This is a genomic window from Flavobacterium omnivorum (assembly GCF_900099915.1).
Classification (GTDB): Bacteria; Bacteroidota; Bacteroidia; order Flavobacteriales; family Flavobacteriaceae; genus Flavobacterium; species Flavobacterium omnivorum.
Genome location: NZ_FNDB01000006.1, coordinates 109,179 through 126,981 on the forward strand (window position 1 = coordinate 109,179; position 17,803 = coordinate 126,981).

Consider the following 17,803-nt stretch of genomic DNA (forward strand, 5'->3'; position numbering starts at 1 on the left):
TCTTTGTTACTTTACTAAAAAAAGTATTGGAATTCAGGTAAAAAAAAAGAGATTCAACTTTCGCTGAATCTCTTTTTGTAAAATTATATAAAAGCTCTTTTAACTTTCTTGATGTGCTTTTTCTACCTTGTTTTTATCTTCTTTTGAAATTGTATCAACCAATACTGGTGTGGCAATAAACAATGAAGAATAGGTTCCTACTATAATACCAACCAACATTGCAAAGATAAATCCTCTAATAGATTCTCCACCAAAAACGAACATGATTAATAAAACAACAATCATAGTTAATGATGTATTGATTGTTCTAGACATCGTTGTATTAATAGATTGATTTACAATTTCAGCAAAAGTACCCTTAGTTTTACCGGCTAAATACTCTCGAACTCTATCAAATACAATAACTGTATCATTCATAGAATATCCAATAACCGTTAAGATTGCAGCGATAAAATGCTGATCGATCTCCATACCAAAAGGCATGAATTTATAACACAAAGAGTAGATTCCTAATACAAAAATAACATCGTGCGCAACTGCAGCAATCGCACCTAAACTATATTGCCATTTTCGGTAACTAATCATTAAGTATAAGAAAACAATGGCCATTGCTCCAAGTACTGCCCAATAAGCGTTAGTTTTAATATCTTCCGCTACTGTTGGTCCCACTTTAGAAGCTTGTAGAATTCCTACTTTCTTTCCTTCATAAGCGTTTACAAATTTATCGTACGTAATGTCTGACGAATAATGCTTTTTCAAGGTGCTAAACAATAATTTATTCACCTCTTCATCAGCTTTAATTCCTGACTCTTGCACCTTATATTTCGTTGTAATTTTCAATTGGTTAGTATTACCAAATACTTTTACTTCGGCACTACCTTCAAAAACTTGCGCTAATTCTGCTTTAACAGTTTCTGTCTCTATTGGTTTTTCGAAACGCACTTGGAATGTTCTTCCTCCTACAAAATCAACTCCCTGATCTAGACCATTTGTTGCTAAAGAAACAACGCTGATGATAACCACAATACTAGAGAACAAATACGTCCATTTTTTCATCCCTAAGAAATCAAAATGAAAGTTGTTAAACATATTCTTAGAGAAGTTAGTAACAAACGTCAAATTATTCTTTTTGCTAATGTTCCAATCAATAAAGATTCGCGCAATAAAAATAGAAGTAAATAATGAAGTTATAATACCAATTAACAATGTAGTGGCAAATCCTTTAATTGGTCCTGAACCAAAAATAAATAAAACGGCACCAGTTAAAATGTGCGTAACATTCGCATCTGTAATTGATGACATAGCACCCCTCCAACTATACGATGTCTTAACAGCTTCTTCTAGCGTTTTACCTGCTCTTAATTCCTCTTTTGCTCTTTCATAGATAATAATATTCGCATCTACCGCGGTACCCATTGTCAAAACGATACCGGCAATACCAGGTAAAGTAAGAACAGCTCCAAGACTTGCTAAAATTCCAAATAAGAATAGTAAATTTATGGCTAGTGCAATATTAGCATACCAACCCGCTTTACCATAATAGATCATCATCCAAAGGGATACAATAAGCAATCCTATCAAAGCGGAGCTAGTACCGTGATCAATTGCTTCCTGACCTAAGGATGGCCCAACAACTTCTGACTGAACAATATCAGCAGTAGCTGGCAATTTACCTGCTCTTAAAACATTAGCTAAATCTTTAGTCTGTGTTACATCAAAAGCTCCTGAAATTTCAGATCTACCACCTGAAATTGGGCCACTTGAAACACCTGGCGCAGAGTAAACTACATCATCAAGAACAATAGCGATATTGCTTTTTTGAGTATAAGCTCTACCTGTTAATTCTTCCCAAGATTTTGCTCCTTGACCATTCATTTGCATAGAAACTGCTGGCTTACCTGATTGATCAAAAGTATCTTTTGCATCAGTAATAACACCACCAGCCATTGCAGGTACATTATCTCTATTTCCTTTTAAAGCATATAATTCTAAAACTTCAACATCTTTAGCTTTAGCATCTTTAATAGTAGTTGGTATACCCCAAACAAATCTGGCATAACGTTGCTCAGCTGGCAAAAGAATTCGGATGTCAGCTCTTTTCAGGTAACCATTAATTGTTGCCGTATCTTTTGGAGAGAAAAGCCCTAAAACTGGACCTCCACCTTGACCAACAATTTTATCAAATAAAGGATTTTCCCCTTTTTTTGCAGCTGTAGAATCTTTTGAATCTGTAAGTAAAGCACTTAAAGAATCCTTTACCACTGGTTTAACCTCAGTAATTTTGATTTCTGTTTTTTTCAATGACTCATTAGCCGCCATTAAGAAATTACCAATTTCCTCGATTTTGTATGTTTCCCAAAACTGCAATTGAGCAGTGCTTGATAATAATTTCTTAGCACGATCTACATCTTTTGCACCTGGAAGTTCAACAAGAATTTGACCTGAATTTCCTAATTTTTGAATATTAGGCTGTGTTACACCAAATTGATCGATACGTTTTCTTAAAACGCCAAAAGCACTTTCTACCGATTCATCAACTTTTCTTTTGATAATTTTTTGAACCTCTGAGTCGGTCATTTGAAAATCAACACCACCTTCACCTTGCAAACTTCTATTTGCAAAAATATCTGGAGATGCTAATTTTACAGTTCCTTTTGAATTAGCTTCAAAAGCATCAAAAAACTTGTCTAAATATGGTTTATTCCCTTGCAAATCAGCAGTTGCATCAGCCAAAGACTTATTAAAAACTGGATTTTTAGAATTATTCGATAATCCTTTTAAAATATCTTTAACAGATATTTGAAGTATAACATTAATACCACCTTCTAAGTCAAGACCCTTGTTGATTTGCTTATCACTTACTTCATTAAAAGTAAAATTGGTAAAACCAAGGTTAAATACTTTTTCTTTACCGATTGAATCTAAATATTTTGCTTCTTTTTCAGGATTTCCACCAGCAAAAGATTTGGCATCGCTTTTTACTTTACTTGCGACAAAAGTGAAAGAAAGTTGGTAAATACTTACCAATGCAAATAGAATTGCGAAAAATTTAATAAGTCCTTTATTCTGCATTATTACTAAAAATTAATTATTTTTTATTTATTTATTTTTGCTTTAAACCTTATAGAATAACACTTTACATTCATTTTTAACATTAAAAAAGAATATTTCGGGCTACCTCATTTTTTTTAAACCGAGCAAATATATAATTAACGTTAAGATTAACCAATTTATTTATAGATTAATCTCAAGAAAAAGACTGCAATGATGCAGTCTTATCTTTTTATATGTGAATTTTTATACCAAAATCGATTTTAAAGCGTCATTCATTTGTCTGACAGCATCTGCACTTTTAGCAAATAAGGCCTTTTCAGCATCATTCAGTTTAATATCAAGAATTTCTTCTACTCCATTTTTACCAATAATGCATGGAACACCAATACAGATGTCATTTTGTCCATATTCTCCCTCAACGAAAACAGAACATGCAATCATTTTCTTTTGGTCATTCAAAATACTGTCCACCAAGAAAGCAACGGAAGCTCCAGGAGCATACCAAGCTGATGTTCCAAGAAGCCCTGTAAGTGTCGCTCCTCCAACCATAGTATCTGCAGCGACTTTTTGCAATTCTTCTTCCGATAAAAATTGAGAAACTGGGATTCCGTTATAAGAAGCTAATCTTGTCAAAGGAATCATCGTTGTATCACCATGTCCACCAATAACCATAGCTGAAATATCATTAGCCGGTTTGTCTAAAGCCAAAGACAAATACGTTCTGAAACGAGAACTGTCTAACGCTCCACCCATACCAATAATTCTGTTTTTTGGTAATCCAGTAGATTTCAATGCCAAATAGGTCATGGTATCCATCGGATTAGAAACCACAACAATAATAGTTTCTGGTGAATGTTTCAATACATTTTCAACAACCGTTTTCACGATTCCTGCATTGATTCCTATTAATTCTTCACGAGTCATTCCTGGTTTTCTTGGAATTCCTGATGTAATCACCACCACATCACTTCCTGCTGTTTTGGAATAATCATTAGTAACGCCTGATACTTTGGTATTAAAACCTGTATTAGTAGCACATTGCATGATATCTAATGCTTTACCTTCAGCAAAACCTTCTCTAATATCCAATAATACTACTTCACTGGCAATTCCTCTATAAGAAATCACATCGGCACATGTCGCTCCTACATTTCCTGCTCCTACAATGGTAACTTTCATATTTTAAAGTTTATTCGGTTAATTGTTAATTTGGTTACTTGTTATTGTGTTAATCTATTCCAATGAAAACGAATGATTACATTAAGTTACGCATCAATATTTGCGTAAACTGCATTTTTCTCAATAAATTCTCTTCTTGGTGGCACCTCATCACCCATTAACATAGAGAAAACTCTATCGGCTTCCGCCAAACTGTCAATAGTTACCCGACGCAACGTTCTGAAACTCGGATCCATAGTTGTTTCCCATAATTGCTCCGCGTTCATCTCTCCAAGACCTTTATAACGTTGAATTCCTGCGCTACCACCCATTCTTTCATTCGCTTGATCGCGTTGTAAATCATTCCAAGCGTATTCTTTTTTATTTCCTTTTTTAACTAAATACAAAGGTGGCGCTGCAATATAAACATGACCTTCTTCGATTAATTCTTTCATAAAACGGAAGAAGAATGTCAAAATCAAAGTAGAAATATGACTACCATCGACATCGGCATCACACATAATAATTACTTTATGGTATCGTAATTTTGAAATATTTAATGCCTTACTATCCTCTTCTGTACCAATGGTTACACCAAGTGCCGTAAATATATTCCGAATCTCTTCATTTTCAAAAACTTTGTGATGCATCGCTTTTTCTACGTTCAAAATCTTACCACGTAATGGCAAAATAGCTTGAAAAGCACGATCACGACCTTGTTTTGCAGTTCCGCCTGCCGAATCTCCCTCGACAAGATATACTTCACATTTTGCCGGATCTTGCTCTGAACAATCCGATAATTTTCCTGGCAATCCACCGCCACCCATTACGGTTTTGCGTTGCACCATTTCACGTGCTTTTTTGGCAGCGTGACGTGCTTGTGCTGCAAGAATTACTTTTTGAACAATGATACGGGCATCATTTGGATTTTCTTCCAAATAATTTTCAATCATTTCACTCACCGCTTGACTTACCGGAGAAACAACTTCTCTATTTCCAAGTTTCGTTTTTGTTTGTCCCTCAAACTGTGGTTCTTGAACTTTTACCGAAATAATAGCAGTCAATCCTTCACGGAAATCGTCCCCTGAAATATCAAATTTCAGTTTATCCAACATTCCAGAAGCATCCGCATATTTCTTTAACGATCTGGTTAGACCGGTTCTAAAACCTTGCAAGTGCGTTCCGCCTTCGTGTGTATTAATGTTATTTACGTAAGAAAAAATATTTTCAGTGTAACTGGTATTGTAAATTAATGCCACCTCAACCGGAATTTCTCCTTTTTCATGATCCATGGAAATAACATGTGCAATAATTGGCTCACGGTTTCCGTCTAAATAGCGGATGTATTCTTTTAAACCTTCATCAGAATGAAAAATTTCCGAAACAAAATTTCCGTCTTTATCCAATTCTCTTTTGTCCGTAAAAGTGATCGTAATACCTTTGTTCAGATAAGACAGTTCGCGCATACGAGCAGATAAAGTATCATAAGAATACTCTATTGTTTGTGTAAATATGCTTGGATCCGGATAAAAAGTAACGATTGTCCCTCTTTTTGTCGTTTCACCAATTTGTTTAACTGGATATAATGCTTTTCCTTTTTCGTATTCTTGTTCGTATATTTTACCATCACTACTGTGAACGGTAGCTCTCAAATGATTCGATAAAGCGTTTACCACAGAAACCCCAACACCGTGAAGTCCTCCAGAAACTTTATAAGAATCTTTATCAAATTTTCCACCGGCACCAATTTTGGTCATTACAACCTCCAATGCCGAAACACCTTCTTTTTTATGAATACCTACCGGAATACCACGCCCATTATCTTCAACAGTAACGGATCCATCTTCATTAATATCAACTATTATGGTATCACAATGGCCTCCCATTGCTTCATCGATCGAGTTATCTACAACCTCATACACTAAATGATGCAGTCCTCTAACACCCACATCTCCAATATACATCGAAGGACGCATCCGTACGTGCTCCATTCCTTCTAATGCCTGAATACTATCTGCTGAATAACTGTCCTTCTTGATTTCTTCGCTCATATATATTTTATTGTAAAAAATGTAATTTTTGTATAACACGCAAATATATAAAAACGCAAATTATATAACCGTTAAAATCCCTTTTTAAGCCCTTAAGTTATTAACATTTGTTCATATAAATACAAAAAAACGCTCCCAAAATTGAGAGCGTTCTTCATTTATAAAAAATTCAAATTTTTGCCTCAAACTACAACTCCTGTTTTAGCAATTGCAGTATCGGCTTTAACGTGAGCTGCATTAGCTCTTCCGCTTGGATCAAGGTTTTCTTGCCATTTCGGAATCCACTTCCTAACCGTTTGTGCCGCACTTATTTGTGGATAATATTTATTAAATATCGATCTGTAAAAATAAGCTTCTTTAGTGGCTGGTGCATTATAAGGAAATTCCTTTGCAGCTCCGGCTAATTGCTCATCCGTAACTTGTGTCGCACAATAATCAATCAATTCATCGATCCAATTGTATCCTACTCCATCCGAAAACTGTTCTTTTTGTCTCCACAAAACTTCTTCTGGAAGATAAGGGTTTTCAGGTGTATCAAATGCTTTTCTTAAAATGTATTTTTCTTTTCCATCGTACGTTTTAGGCATTTTTTCTTCTGCTTTGATACGAACGGCCATGTCTAAGAACGCTTTATCCAAAAACGGAACTCTGGTCTCTAAACCATGCGCCATCGTTGATTTATCCGCTCTTAACAAATCGGCAGTAAATAATTTTTGCACTCTTTCGATGGTTTCCTTTTGGAAATCCACTGCCGAAGGCGCATTTCTAAAATACAAATATCCACCAAAGATTTCATCAGCTCCTTCACCTGAAAGTACCACTTTTACACCCAAATCCGTTATCGCTTTCGATAAGAAATACATTGGTGTACTTGCTCTTATTGAAGTCACGTCATATGTTTCCAGATGCCAAATTAGTTTCTCTAAAATTTCAATTCCTTCTTCGACAGTAAAGTGAATTTCATGATGTTCTGTGCCTAAATACTCCGCAACTTTTCTGGCTGCCGCAGCATCTGGCGCATCAGCGTTCAAACCAATTGAAAATGATTGTAATTTTTTACCGCTTTCCGCCAATAATCTAGAAGCAATTGCTGAAGTCAAGGAAGAATCCAAACCTCCCGAAAGCAATACTCCAATAGGAACATCGCTCATTAATCTTTTACGAGTCGCTTCGGTCAACGTTTCTCTGATCAACTCCAAATCTAATTCTTGATCTGCTTTTAAATAATCTTCATATTCCGGTTTGTAATATTTTACAAAACCTGTTTTTGCAGTATAATAATGTCCCGGAGGAAAAGTAGAAAATGTTTTACATTGATCTGCAATAGGTTTCATTTCAGAGGAGAAATAGATTCTTCCTCTTTCATCCAGTCCATAATACAGCGGCTTTACTCCCATTGGGTCTCTACCGGCAATAAAATCATCACCATCCACCACCACAAAAGCCCAATCTCCGTCCAGCATATTGCAAAAATCATATCCAAACTCTTCATACAAATGCACAATAACCTCTGAATCTGATTTGGTTCTAAAAGTATGCCCTTTCAAAACTCCATCTCTCAATTCCTGATGATTGTATATTTCGCCATTATGAACCATGTAGGCCGTTCTCGTGCCTTGTATCGGTTGTTTTCCGGAATGTAAATCAATTATCGACAGCCTTTCATGACTTAGAATATGCCCTTTTTCAGTAACATGTAAATCACTTTCATCCGGACCACGATGCGTCATTCTTTTTGAAAGTGCTCCAAACAATTGTTCCTCTTTTCCTCTTCCGATAATTGCTAATATTCCGCACATAACGCTGTATTTTTATTTTTTTCCAATTCTAAGTCGACAAATATGCAATAGCAGTTACAAATACAGAACACAATTATGATATTTAGTTACTATTTAAAACAAAAAGATGCATTTTGTCTTAAAAATGTAATTCAAATACCAATAAATTAAAATATTCTATTACATCTGTAAATTATCGCTACGTTATAAAATAAACAGCATTGATTTTAAACATATAAGTCATGTAAGTTTAAATAAGTCAGTTTCTCAAATCGTTATTAAAAGGAAAATAAGTTAAAAAAGTTCTTTGCAATTCTATGTGACTTTACTTAAATGAACTTTTAGTTTTATTTGATTTCATTCAAATTAAAAACTTATATGACTCATATGTTTTAACAATGTATTCTACAAAATGCCGTTGTTTGCAGAATTAATCGTAAATCATAAAAGGCTGACAATTCAATTACTTCACTTTCTGACCTTTTAAATAGGTGTTGGTAGGTTTCATTTTCACTATTTTATTTTCTTCCACTTTCATTAAATCCTGATCGTACATTACAAAATCAGCCCATTTTCCCACTTCAAGACTTCCTTTTTCTTTTTCTTCAAAATTAGAAAAAGCAGCCCAGATAGTCATTCCTCTTAAAGTTTCGGCTCGGGTTAATGCATTTTCCATTTGATAGCCTCCTTTTGGATATTCCTTACTGTCTTTTCTCGCAACTGCAGCATGAAAAGTTAGCATCGGATTTACTTCCTCTACAGGAAAATCAGTTCCGAGAGCTATCATTCCTGCTTTTTGAAGTAATTTTTTATACGCATAGGCATTTTTAAGCCTTTCTTTCCCCAATCTGTCTTCCGCCCAATACATATCTGATGTAGCATGAGTGGGTTGAACTGAAGGAATAATTCCAAATCTGAAATAATCAAAATCGGCTTCCCGTAAAACTTGAGCGTGCTCAATCTTCCATCTTCTATCCTTTGTATCGGTTAGCACTTCTTTGTATATTTTTAAAATTACCGTATTGGCTGAATCGCCAATCGCATGTGTATTGAGTTGAAAATTAGAAGCTGCAATTTGTCTAGCAACATCTTTTAATCCCGAAATAGGCGCCAACAAAGCACCGTATTGGTCCGGCTTATCTGAATACGGCTTGTGCATGCAAGCGCCGCGAGAACCGAGAGCACCATCGCCGTACATTTTAAAGGAACGTACATTGAGATTATCCGTTTTATAAATTCCTTTTTTTAAGTAATAATCTATATTTTTTTGATTTGCTGTAACCATAGCATATACGTTAAGCGTCATCACTTTTGCTTTTTGCAAACTATCTATCAAATGAATCACATCAGGATCTAAACCCGCATCATTTACTGTTGTCAACCCATAATCAAACATCACTTTTTCAGCATCTAATAGAGCCGCAATTTGTATTTTACGCGTTGGTTTTGGAATTATTTTGAACACTAATTCCATTGGATTATCAACTAAAATTCCTGTTGGCTCTCCATTTGCAATTTCAATTTGACCACCAACAGCTTTTGTATCTTTGGTGATTCCTGCTAATTTCAATGCTTTACTATTAACGATAATCGCATGCCCGTCAACTCTATTCAATACCACAGGAATATCAGGAAAAGCAACATCTAATTCTGCTTTGGTAGGATACTTTTTTACTTTCCAATCGTTTTGATCCCAACCATTACCCACAATAAACGTTGAATTCTTCTCTTTTTGAAAAGCCTTTAAACGAGTGATTATTTCGTCCATACTTTTGGTACCACGTAAATCAGCTTCTTGTAAACTCAATCCATAGCTATAAAAATGGCAGTGTGCATCAAACAATCCGGGATAGATGAATTTCCCTTCAGCATCAACCGTATTCTTCGATTCATATTGTTTCGTAATTTCACTATTTGTACCTATTGCTACAATTTTTCCTTCTTCGATCGCCATAGCCGAAGCTATTCCAAAAGCGTTATCTACGGAATAAATCGTTGCATCTGTAATAATCGTATCAACGGAAATTTTAGTTTTTTGACTACAGGAAATCAATAAAAATAAAGCAAGAAAAAGTGAAATGAATCTCATAATTAACAATTTAGTTATGCTAATATAAAAAAACTATGTCTAATTATTTTAGACAATGCACAAATAAAACGTTTTTTCAAGTGATATACTTCTTCAAAAATATATTCCCATAAAAAAACGCTCTCGAAAAAGAGAGCGTTTGTGTATTTGTAAAATCTTAATTAATTGTATTTATGCTTTTGCATAAGCATCATCATGCACACTAGCTACTGCTCTACCTGATGGATCATTCATATTCTTGAATGCTTCATCCCATTCCAATGCAATTTTTGTACTACACGCAACGCTTGCTTCTTGAGGAACACACAAAGCAGCTGCATCACTTGGAAAATGCTCATGAAAAATAGAACGATAATAATATTCCTCTTTAGAAGTTGGCGTTTGCAAAGGGAACTTGTATTTAGCATTTGCTAATTGTTCATCTGAAATTTCAACAGCCACTACTTCTTTCAAAGTATCAATCCAACCGTATCCTACACCATCACTAAACTGTTCTTTTTGTCTCCAAGCAACACTTGGCGGTAACATTTCCTCAAAAGCTTTACGAAGTACCCATTTTTCCATTGGATGTTCTTTGTTGATCATTTTATCTTGTGGATTAACTCGCATCGCTACATCCATAAATTCTTTATCTAAAAACGGTACACGACCTTCAATTCCCCATGCGGCTAAACTTTTATTCGCACGCAAACAGTCATACATGTGCAATTTACCTAATTTACGTACATTTTCTTCGTGGAATTCTCTTGCGTTTGGCGCTTTGTGAAAGTATAAATATCCTCCAAAAAGTTCATCTGCTCCTTCACCCGACAATACCATTTTGATTCCCATTGATTTAATAACTCTCGCCATTAACCACATAGGTGTTGATGCTCTAATCGTAGTCACATCATACGTTTCCAAGTTGTAAATCACATCCTTAACTGCATCCAAACCTTCTTGAATAGTGAATTTAATTTCGTGGTGAATCGTTCCTATATGATCAGCCACGATTTGAGCTGCAGCTAAATCTGGAGAACCTTCTAATCCTACCGAAAAAGAATGCAATTGCGGATACCAAGCATCGGCAACATCACCGGATTCAATACGTTTTTGCGCATATTTTTTGGCCACAGCCGAAGTAATAGAAGAATCTAAACCTCCAGAAAGCAAAACACCGTAAGGCACATCGCTCATTAACTGTCTGTGAACCGCAGCTTCTAAAGCCACTTTAATTTCGTCAATACTAGTTACGTTGTCTTTTACGGCATCATAATCAACCCATTCTCTTTTGTACCATTGTACAAATTCACCGTCTTTGCTTGTCATGTAATGTCCCGGAGGAAACAATTGTATTTTTGTACAATAGCCTTCTAAGGCTTTCAATTCTGAAGCTACATAAAAAGTTCCGTGCTCATCCCAACCTATGTATAATGGAATAATTCCCATGTGATCACGAGCAACAAAATATTCGTCTTTTTCTACATCATAAATAGCAAATCCAAAAATTCCGTTCATTTCATCTATAAAATGAGGTCCTTTTTCTTTGTAAAGTGCCAGAATTACTTCACAGTCACTTTCTGTTTGAAAGTTGTATTTTCCTTCAAATTGTTTGCGCAATTCTCTGTGGTTATAAATTTCACCATTTGCGGCTAAAACAAGTTGTTTATCTTCACTGAACAACGGTTGTTTTCCTGAAGCAGGATCCACAATTGCCAAACGTTCGTGAGACAAAATGGCTTTTTCATTACTAAAAATTCCACTCCAATCCGGTCCACGATGACGGATAATTTTAGACATTTCTAGTACTTGCGGTCTTAAAACTTCCGCTTTTTGTTTTAGGTCAAAGGCACATACTATTCCGCACATAACTATATATTTTAAATGTTTTGTTTATTTTGATAAGGCAAAGATGGAGTTATTGTTCTAATTGAAAAACACAAATGCTATTTTTAGTTATAAATGACAACCAAAAATAGCAATTAACACATAATATAAAAGAAAAAGAGGCACTAGATCCCAGAAAGCAGTAACACAACCCTTTGAAAGCAAAGAATCCATTACATTAAATCATTGAGAAAATCTATAGTGAACGGTTTAGTAAAGTATTTTTTTACAACTGGATATTCTAAAGCGCGTTTAATATCCTTCGGGTCATTTGAAGAAGTGAGCATAAAAACGGCAGTTTCCTCAATTATATCTTTAGAAAATTTGGAATATTCATCAAGAAATCCAAAGCCATCCATATCAGGCATATTAATGTCAAGGAAAATAACCTCAGGGAATTTTTCATGATCATTTTTTAGTGTTTCTAAATATTCTAATGCTTCAATTGGGGAACTAAATATATTAATATTTTCGGCTAAATTGCTTTCTTTAATAATAAATTTTGAAATGTAATTGTCCATTTTGGAATCATCAATGAGTACAATATTTTTCATTTTCATATCTGTAAATAATTTGATTAATTGGTTTGGTTTGGAATTTGTATACTGAACTTTGTTCCTTTATTCAAGCTAGATTCCAAAGTAATTATTCCATCTAATTTTTCTAATGTTTCTTTAACAATATACATACCAAGACCAGAACCGTTGGAGAGTTTAGTGGCGCGATAAAACATGTCGAATACTTTTTCCTGCTTATCATCGGCAATACCAATACCATTATCCTCGATAGTTATGACTGCCTTTTTACTATCGCATTCAACAAAAACGCTTACAAAAGATTCCTCTTTAGAAGTATCTCTGTATTTAATGGCGTTGGATATTATATTATTCAAAATTACAATTATCCTTTTTTTGTCTGAAATAAATTTTTCTTTCTGAATTATTTCTACTAGAGGTTTTAATTTATTAGCTCCTTCCATAAACTTATGACCGTTTCTTATTTCCTCTAGAATCTCTTCAAAATTGATTTCTTCCATAACGACACCCATTCGGGTATTGCGGGAATAATTCAATATATCTTCAATAAAACTATCTAATTTAATCACACTATCGTTGAGCATCTCTAGCCTTGTCTTTTGATCTGTGTTGTTGGGATCTTCACTGCTCATTACAATACCTATCAAACCCAGCATTGATTTTAGGGGGGGCACGCAAATCGTGCGAAGCACTGTAAACAAAACGGTCTAACTCAGAATTGCTTTTATATAATTCTTCTACTTTTGCCTCTAGTTCTCTTCGTTTTTCTACTAATTTTTCTTCTACTTCTTTGAGTACGGTTGTGTCAGTATTTGTCCCAAACCATCGGATCATTTTGCCGTGAGCGTCAAGAACAGGTACAGCCCGTGAAAGAAACCATCGGTAATGGCCGTCAGCACCGCGCAAGGGAAAACTATCTTCCCATACTTCACCCGAGTCGAAATACTCTTTTATCTTGTTTACAACACGCTCCAAATGGTCGGGATGGTGTACTTTAGTCCAGCCCCAACCTTTCATTTCTTCTATTGTGGTGCCCGAGTAATCAAACCAGCGCTGATTATACCAAAATATAGAACCATCTGCATCAGCCATCCATACCAGTTGTGACATATTATTGGCAAGGGTGAGGAAATTTTCTTCGACCTGTTTTCGCTCAGTAATCTCTGAACGAATAGCAATATATTGATATGGTTTACCTTTATCATTCAAAAATGGAACTATAGTAGTATCTACCCAGTATAAAGATCCATCTTTCTTTCTGTTTTTGACTTCTCCCTTCCAAATCTCCCCATTAGCTATCGTTGTCCACAATTCATGCATAAATTCTTTGGAATGATAACCAGAATTAATAATTCGATGATCTCGTCCTATTAATTCCTCACGACTGTATTTCGAGACCTTGCAAAAATTATCATTGGTGTAAGTAATACTTCCCTTCTGGTTGGTGATGACAACCATGGCTGATTCATCTATAGCATATTTATAATCCTTGGTCTCCTTTAAGCTATTGAGCAGCGCTAATTGCACTTCTTTATCTTTGGAAACATCTCTGAAGACAAGGACACTACCTACCAACTCTTTATTATGACTATGAATAGGAGCTACACTACCATCAATATATATTTTACTATCGTCTTTTCGTTTTAAGACAGCATGATTGCCAAGCCACATCACCTTATTTTCCTGCATTACTTTTGTCAAGGGATTCATTACTATCGATTCGGTCTCTTCATTGCGTATTTCTAATACATTTTCAACAATTTTATCTATCAATTTCACCTCATTACTCCCCGTTAATTCTTGTGCCACACGATTAATAAATGTTATAACACCAGTAATATCAACAGAAACTACTCCCCAACCCAAACTTCCCATTAACTGGTTATACCATTCATTCTTTGCTAACAAAACATCTCTTATTTTTTCTTTCTCCTTCATATTATACCTCACAAGAAAAAACATAAAAATCATCAACACTATTACAAAACTCAACAAGAGATAAAATGAAAAATAAAAGGCACTACTACTATCAATATAAGCCTGCTGCCGGAACTTGAGCAATCGAGATTCCTCTAGCTGAATCTTTACAACAACCGCTTTTACTTCATTTAAGTAGCCTATGGTGTTATCCAAAAACTCCAAGTTTCGTGAAAGTTCAATTCCTTTTTTATATTGCAGTTGATTGCCTTCTTTTAAAAATAAGATTCGCTTGTCAACCAGTTTGTTTAAATATTTAATGCGTACTATTTGTTTGTCATTGTCACTTATCAATATACTGAGTCCGTCTAATTGCTTTTTTACCTCATTGTATGTTAATTGCGGATCGCGTATAAAAAGCGGATCGCCGCTAATTCTATACCCATAATTGGCCAATATATTATACTGAATGGTTGATTCCAAAAGACTCGACTTAGCAAATACTTGGTGCGTATGTTCTACCCACTTATTGCTTTTTTGCATTCCTAATTTGTTCTTTTCAGTAATAATAAAAACTGAAACAAAAATCCCAAGAATGACGATGAAAAATAGAAGGATAATTTTCTTACTCAAAGGGGATTTCATTTATAAGATTAGTAAGCTTACACTAAGGTAGATAATAAATCTATACGTTACCAAAAGAAACACTTTTTATTACGAAATTTTTTATAATCAGATACAGTAAGCAATTTCAAAACAAACAAGAACCGTTTTGAATTAGTAATAAAATAGAACCCTTTGAGGCGGGTCCCAAAAAATAGAATTAGAGTAAAAATGTCAATTATTTAGTGATTTGAGAGAACCCTTTATTTACCAGAAAATTAAAACGAACTATTACGATAAGAGAAAATTATTTTGTAGTTGTCAGAAAACGATAAATCAATAAATACCTTCCACCAAATATTTAGTACCATTAATCTCAAAAGTAAAACCTTCTTGATTCCCCAAGAGTTTATTCCCCAAAGGCGATTGTGGTGATAAGGCAATAATATTGATTCCTTCGATGTTAATTTTAGGGAGTGCTACACTCAGATACAAATAGATTCCGTTCGCTTTTACCAAGCTCCCAACAATAATAGTCTCAGCAATTGTCGTAACGTCAATTTTATCCAAAATTGTTTTTTGATCCAATACTTCTCTCAATTTACGATTGAGTTTTTCCTGTTCAATATGCATCATGGATAGCGCCGTTTCATGTTTGTCTCCAGCAGAACCTTTAGCATCGTTCTTAGAATCTTCGGTAAGGGCCAAAATCATGTCTTTGAAAACATCGATTCGATCCTGAACTAATTGCAGGTAATGAGTATGTATTTTTTGTTTGAAAGTCATTTGAAGAGTTTAACCGCAAAGTAAGCAAAGTTTTTCGCAAGGTTCGCAAAGTAATTTTGTAAAATCGATTGTAGCTAAAACATTTATATTCTAATTATGTAAAACTTCCAAAAAATAAAATCTTCCTATTCTATGCGATAACCTTTGCGCACTTTGCGGTAAAGAAAACTAAAAATCAAATTTATAATTCGCTCCTAAAATCACTTGAAATCCTTGAACTGGATAATTCAACCATTTTTGATAGGCATTATTGGTAATATTATTCGCTCTTGCAAAAGCAGTCAATCGGTCGCTGTATTTGAATCCTACATTGGCATTGACATCAAAATAAGATTTTAAAGTTACTGGGGTAGCATTAGTTACAATAGCAGTATTCATTTGAAAATCTTTTCGCTCGCCTACGTAAAACACATTGGCACCAGCAAACCATTTTTCTGTAATATTAAAATCCAAACTGGAGTTTATTTTTATTGCTGGCAAATTCCACGCTTCTTGCTGAAAATTATTTGTAAAACTGCTAAAACTTCCATTAACTCCGAAAGTGATATTTTCAGAGAAATCTGCTTTTAATTCTCCATAAAAGTTTAAGGTTCTCATATCATCGTACACGACTTGAAAAGAATTTCCAAAGGCGTAATCGGCGTTCCCGGCATTCTCATCATAACTATTGCTTTTAAACAATGCTTTATTTCTCTCATTTAGGTAAGAACCTCTCAGGTTGTAACTCACTGAATTGGTCAATTTCCCTTTCATTCCAGCAAAAACATCATATTGTTGATCCGTAGGTGCAATAGCTAATGTTGGGGATAAAAATGGATTACTATCTACCAAATCCTGATATGAATTTTGTCTTAAATCACCTTCGGCACCCGCATAGAAAATCATCAAATCACCAACCACCTTATAAGAGACATTGAATTTTGGATAGACATAAAAGGTATTGCTACTATTTTGATTGTCCCTACTATAAAAAACTGCAGCACCAATATTCAATGTCCAATCTTCTTTTTGCATTACAAAACTCGGTGAAATACCAAAATTTGTAAAACTATATTTCAAAGGTTCCGTATTGGTATTTGTATAATTATTTTTGAAATTTCCATCGACATAATCAACAGTTAAATCTGTTTTCACCGCACTTTCCATTACATCAAAGGATAGGGTTGGTTTAGCGTAAAACCTATTTTCAGAAGAATCAAAACCATCGGAAAAATGATTGAATTTCAAACTTGCTTTATTCAATATACTTTCGTTAAAAGCCACATTTCCTCCCAGAGATATGGTGTTATAGGACTGTTTTGGATTAATACTGTTGATCAAAACAGATCGATCTTGAGACGATAAAGTGTTACCAAAACTTTCTGGTAATCCATACCAATTGTAAATTTGATTTTGAAATCCTAAATCTAAATTCCAAGACACATTCTTTTGATTTGAACCATACATTAAATCAAGTGAAGTGTCAAAAAAACGGTCGTCAAGATTAACGCTTTCTATACCGCCTTGAGAAGAATGATGACGGAACATACCGCCAACATAGTCCGTCGCATTTAGGTCTTGGTTTACGAATAATTCTCCTATAAAAGTTCCGTAATTACCAACTCCAAAGGTCGCATAATTTTTAAATAGAGGAGCTTGAATTTCTTTTTCAACCCCTTCGGCTTTTCCTTTTGAAGGTGTAAAAGTAGAGGCTACAGGAAAGGAAAAAATAGAATATTTTATGCTTTCTTTTTTGGCATTCCCTTCTTCATCCAGTTCCGGAATTTCTTTTAATTTAAAAGCATCTGAAATTTTTGGCGTATATGGTTTTACAACATTTACCGTTTCGGTTCCTATTTGCTCTTTCTTTTGTGCAAACGAAAATTGGAAGACGAAGAAGAACAAAATCCCCAACCCAAACCTCATCGAAGTAAAGGGTGCCATGAATGATACTACCGTATTAATAAATGATGTTGTTTTTTTATC

General features: G+C 34.6%; 11 protein-coding genes and 1 pseudogene. 1 reads left to right on the top strand and 11 read right to left on the bottom strand.

Translation table 11 applies throughout. The annotated features are described in order from the left end of the window. Positions 1–99: 99 nt before the first annotated feature. The 8 genes from secDF to BLS90_RS08505 all read right to left on the bottom strand — a co-directional run bounded on the left by secDF (position 100) and on the right by BLS90_RS08505 (position 13,164). Positions 100–3,072 (bottom strand): protein translocase subunit SecDF, encoded by a 2,973-nt coding sequence (secDF, locus tag BLS90_RS08470; protein ID WP_091257229.1) that lies wholly within the window; start codon positions 3,070–3,072, stop codon positions 100–102. Between the two features lie 225 nt (positions 3,073–3,297). Further along, positions 3,298–4,233, bottom strand: a complete 936-nt coding sequence (mdh, locus tag BLS90_RS08475) for a malate dehydrogenase (RefSeq protein ID WP_091257230.1) — start codon at positions 4,231–4,233, stop codon at positions 3,298–3,300. Between the two features lie 86 nt (positions 4,234–4,319). Further along, complete coding sequence (gene gyrB / locus BLS90_RS08480; RefSeq protein ID WP_091257231.1) at positions 4,320–6,263, bottom strand: DNA topoisomerase (ATP-hydrolyzing) subunit B; 1,944 nt, start codon at positions 6,261–6,263, stop codon at positions 4,320–4,322. 182 nt (positions 6,264–6,445) lie between these two features. Beyond that, entirely contained in the window at positions 6,446–8,062 is a 1,617-nt protein-coding gene (gene asnB, locus BLS90_RS08485) for an asparagine synthase B (RefSeq protein WP_091257232.1), read from the bottom strand. Positions 8,063–8,504: 442 nt separating this feature from the next. After that, positions 8,505–10,130 (bottom strand): amidohydrolase, encoded by a 1,626-nt coding sequence (locus tag BLS90_RS08490; protein ID WP_091257233.1) that lies wholly within the window; start codon positions 10,128–10,130, stop codon positions 8,505–8,507. 171 nt (positions 10,131–10,301) lie between these two features. After that, a complete protein-coding gene (asnB, locus tag BLS90_RS08495; RefSeq protein ID WP_091257234.1) occupies positions 10,302–11,978 on the bottom strand; it encodes an asparagine synthase B in 1,677 nt (558 codons plus the stop codon). Between the two features lie 191 nt (positions 11,979–12,169). Next, positions 12,170–12,550, bottom strand: a complete 381-nt coding sequence (locus tag BLS90_RS08500) for a response regulator (protein WP_175455453.1) — start codon at positions 12,548–12,550, stop codon at positions 12,170–12,172. A 23-nt stretch (positions 12,551–12,573) separates the two neighbouring features. After that, positions 12,574–13,164, bottom strand: a complete 591-nt coding sequence (locus BLS90_RS08505) for a sensor histidine kinase (protein ID WP_245705069.1) — start codon at positions 13,162–13,164, stop codon at positions 12,574–12,576. Here BLS90_RS08505 and BLS90_RS17345 point away from each other — a divergent pair. Then, a complete protein-coding gene (locus BLS90_RS17345) occupies positions 13,139–13,243 on the top strand; it encodes a hypothetical protein (RefSeq protein WP_394331027.1) in 105 nt (34 codons plus the stop codon). The genes BLS90_RS08505 and BLS90_RS17345 overlap by 26 nt on opposite strands. Positions 13,244–13,315: 72 nt before the next feature. Here BLS90_RS17345 and BLS90_RS16995 read toward each other — a convergent pair. From BLS90_RS16995 to BLS90_RS08520, 3 genes and pseudogenes are all read right to left on the bottom strand, one after another. Further along, positions 13,316–15,094 (bottom strand): annotated as a pseudogene (locus BLS90_RS16995) (PAS domain S-box protein); the annotation flags it as partial. 294 nt (positions 15,095–15,388) lie between these two features. Next, a complete protein-coding gene (locus BLS90_RS08515; RefSeq protein ID WP_091257238.1) occupies positions 15,389–15,838 on the bottom strand; it encodes a hypothetical protein in 450 nt (149 codons plus the stop codon). Between the two features lie 168 nt (positions 15,839–16,006). Further along, positions 16,007–17,743 carry a porin family protein gene (locus BLS90_RS08520; protein ID WP_091257280.1) on the bottom strand — a complete coding sequence of 579 codons (1,737 nt, stop codon included), beginning with the start codon at positions 17,741–17,743 and terminating at the stop codon, positions 16,007–16,009. Positions 17,744–17,803: the final 60 nt, after the last annotated feature.

Bases quoted from the DNA above. Each gene is read 5' to 3' on its own strand.
- secDF (WP_091257229.1), bottom strand. From the start codon at position 3,072: ATGCAGAATAAAGGACTTATTAAATTTTTCGCAATTCTATTTGCATTG.
- mdh (WP_091257230.1), bottom strand. From the start codon at position 4,233: ATGAAAGTTACCATTGTAGGAGCAGGAAATGTAGGAGCGACATGTGCC.
- gyrB (WP_091257231.1), bottom strand. From the start codon at position 6,263: ATGAGCGAAGAAATCAAGAAGGACAGTTATTCAGCAGATAGTATTCAG.
- asnB (WP_091257232.1), bottom strand. From the start codon at position 8,062: ATGTGCGGAATATTAGCAATTATCGGAAGAGGAAAAGAGGAACAATTG.
- BLS90_RS08490 (WP_091257233.1), bottom strand. From the start codon at position 10,130: ATGAGATTCATTTCACTTTTTCTTGCTTTATTTTTATTGATTTCCTGT.
- asnB (WP_091257234.1), bottom strand. From the start codon at position 11,978: ATGTGCGGAATAGTATGTGCCTTTGACCTAAAACAAAAAGCGGAAGTT.
- BLS90_RS08500 (WP_175455453.1), bottom strand. From the start codon at position 12,550: ATGAAAAATATTGTACTCATTGATGATTCCAAAATGGACAATTACATT.
- BLS90_RS08505 (WP_245705069.1), bottom strand. From the start codon at position 13,164: ATGAGCAGTGAAGATCCCAACAACACAGATCAAAAGACAAGGCTAGAG.
- BLS90_RS08515 (WP_091257238.1), bottom strand. From the start codon at position 15,838: ATGACTTTCAAACAAAAAATACATACTCATTACCTGCAATTAGTTCAG.
- BLS90_RS08520 (WP_091257280.1), bottom strand. From the start codon at position 17,743: ATGAGGTTTGGGTTGGGGATTTTGTTCTTCTTCGTCTTCCAATTTTCG.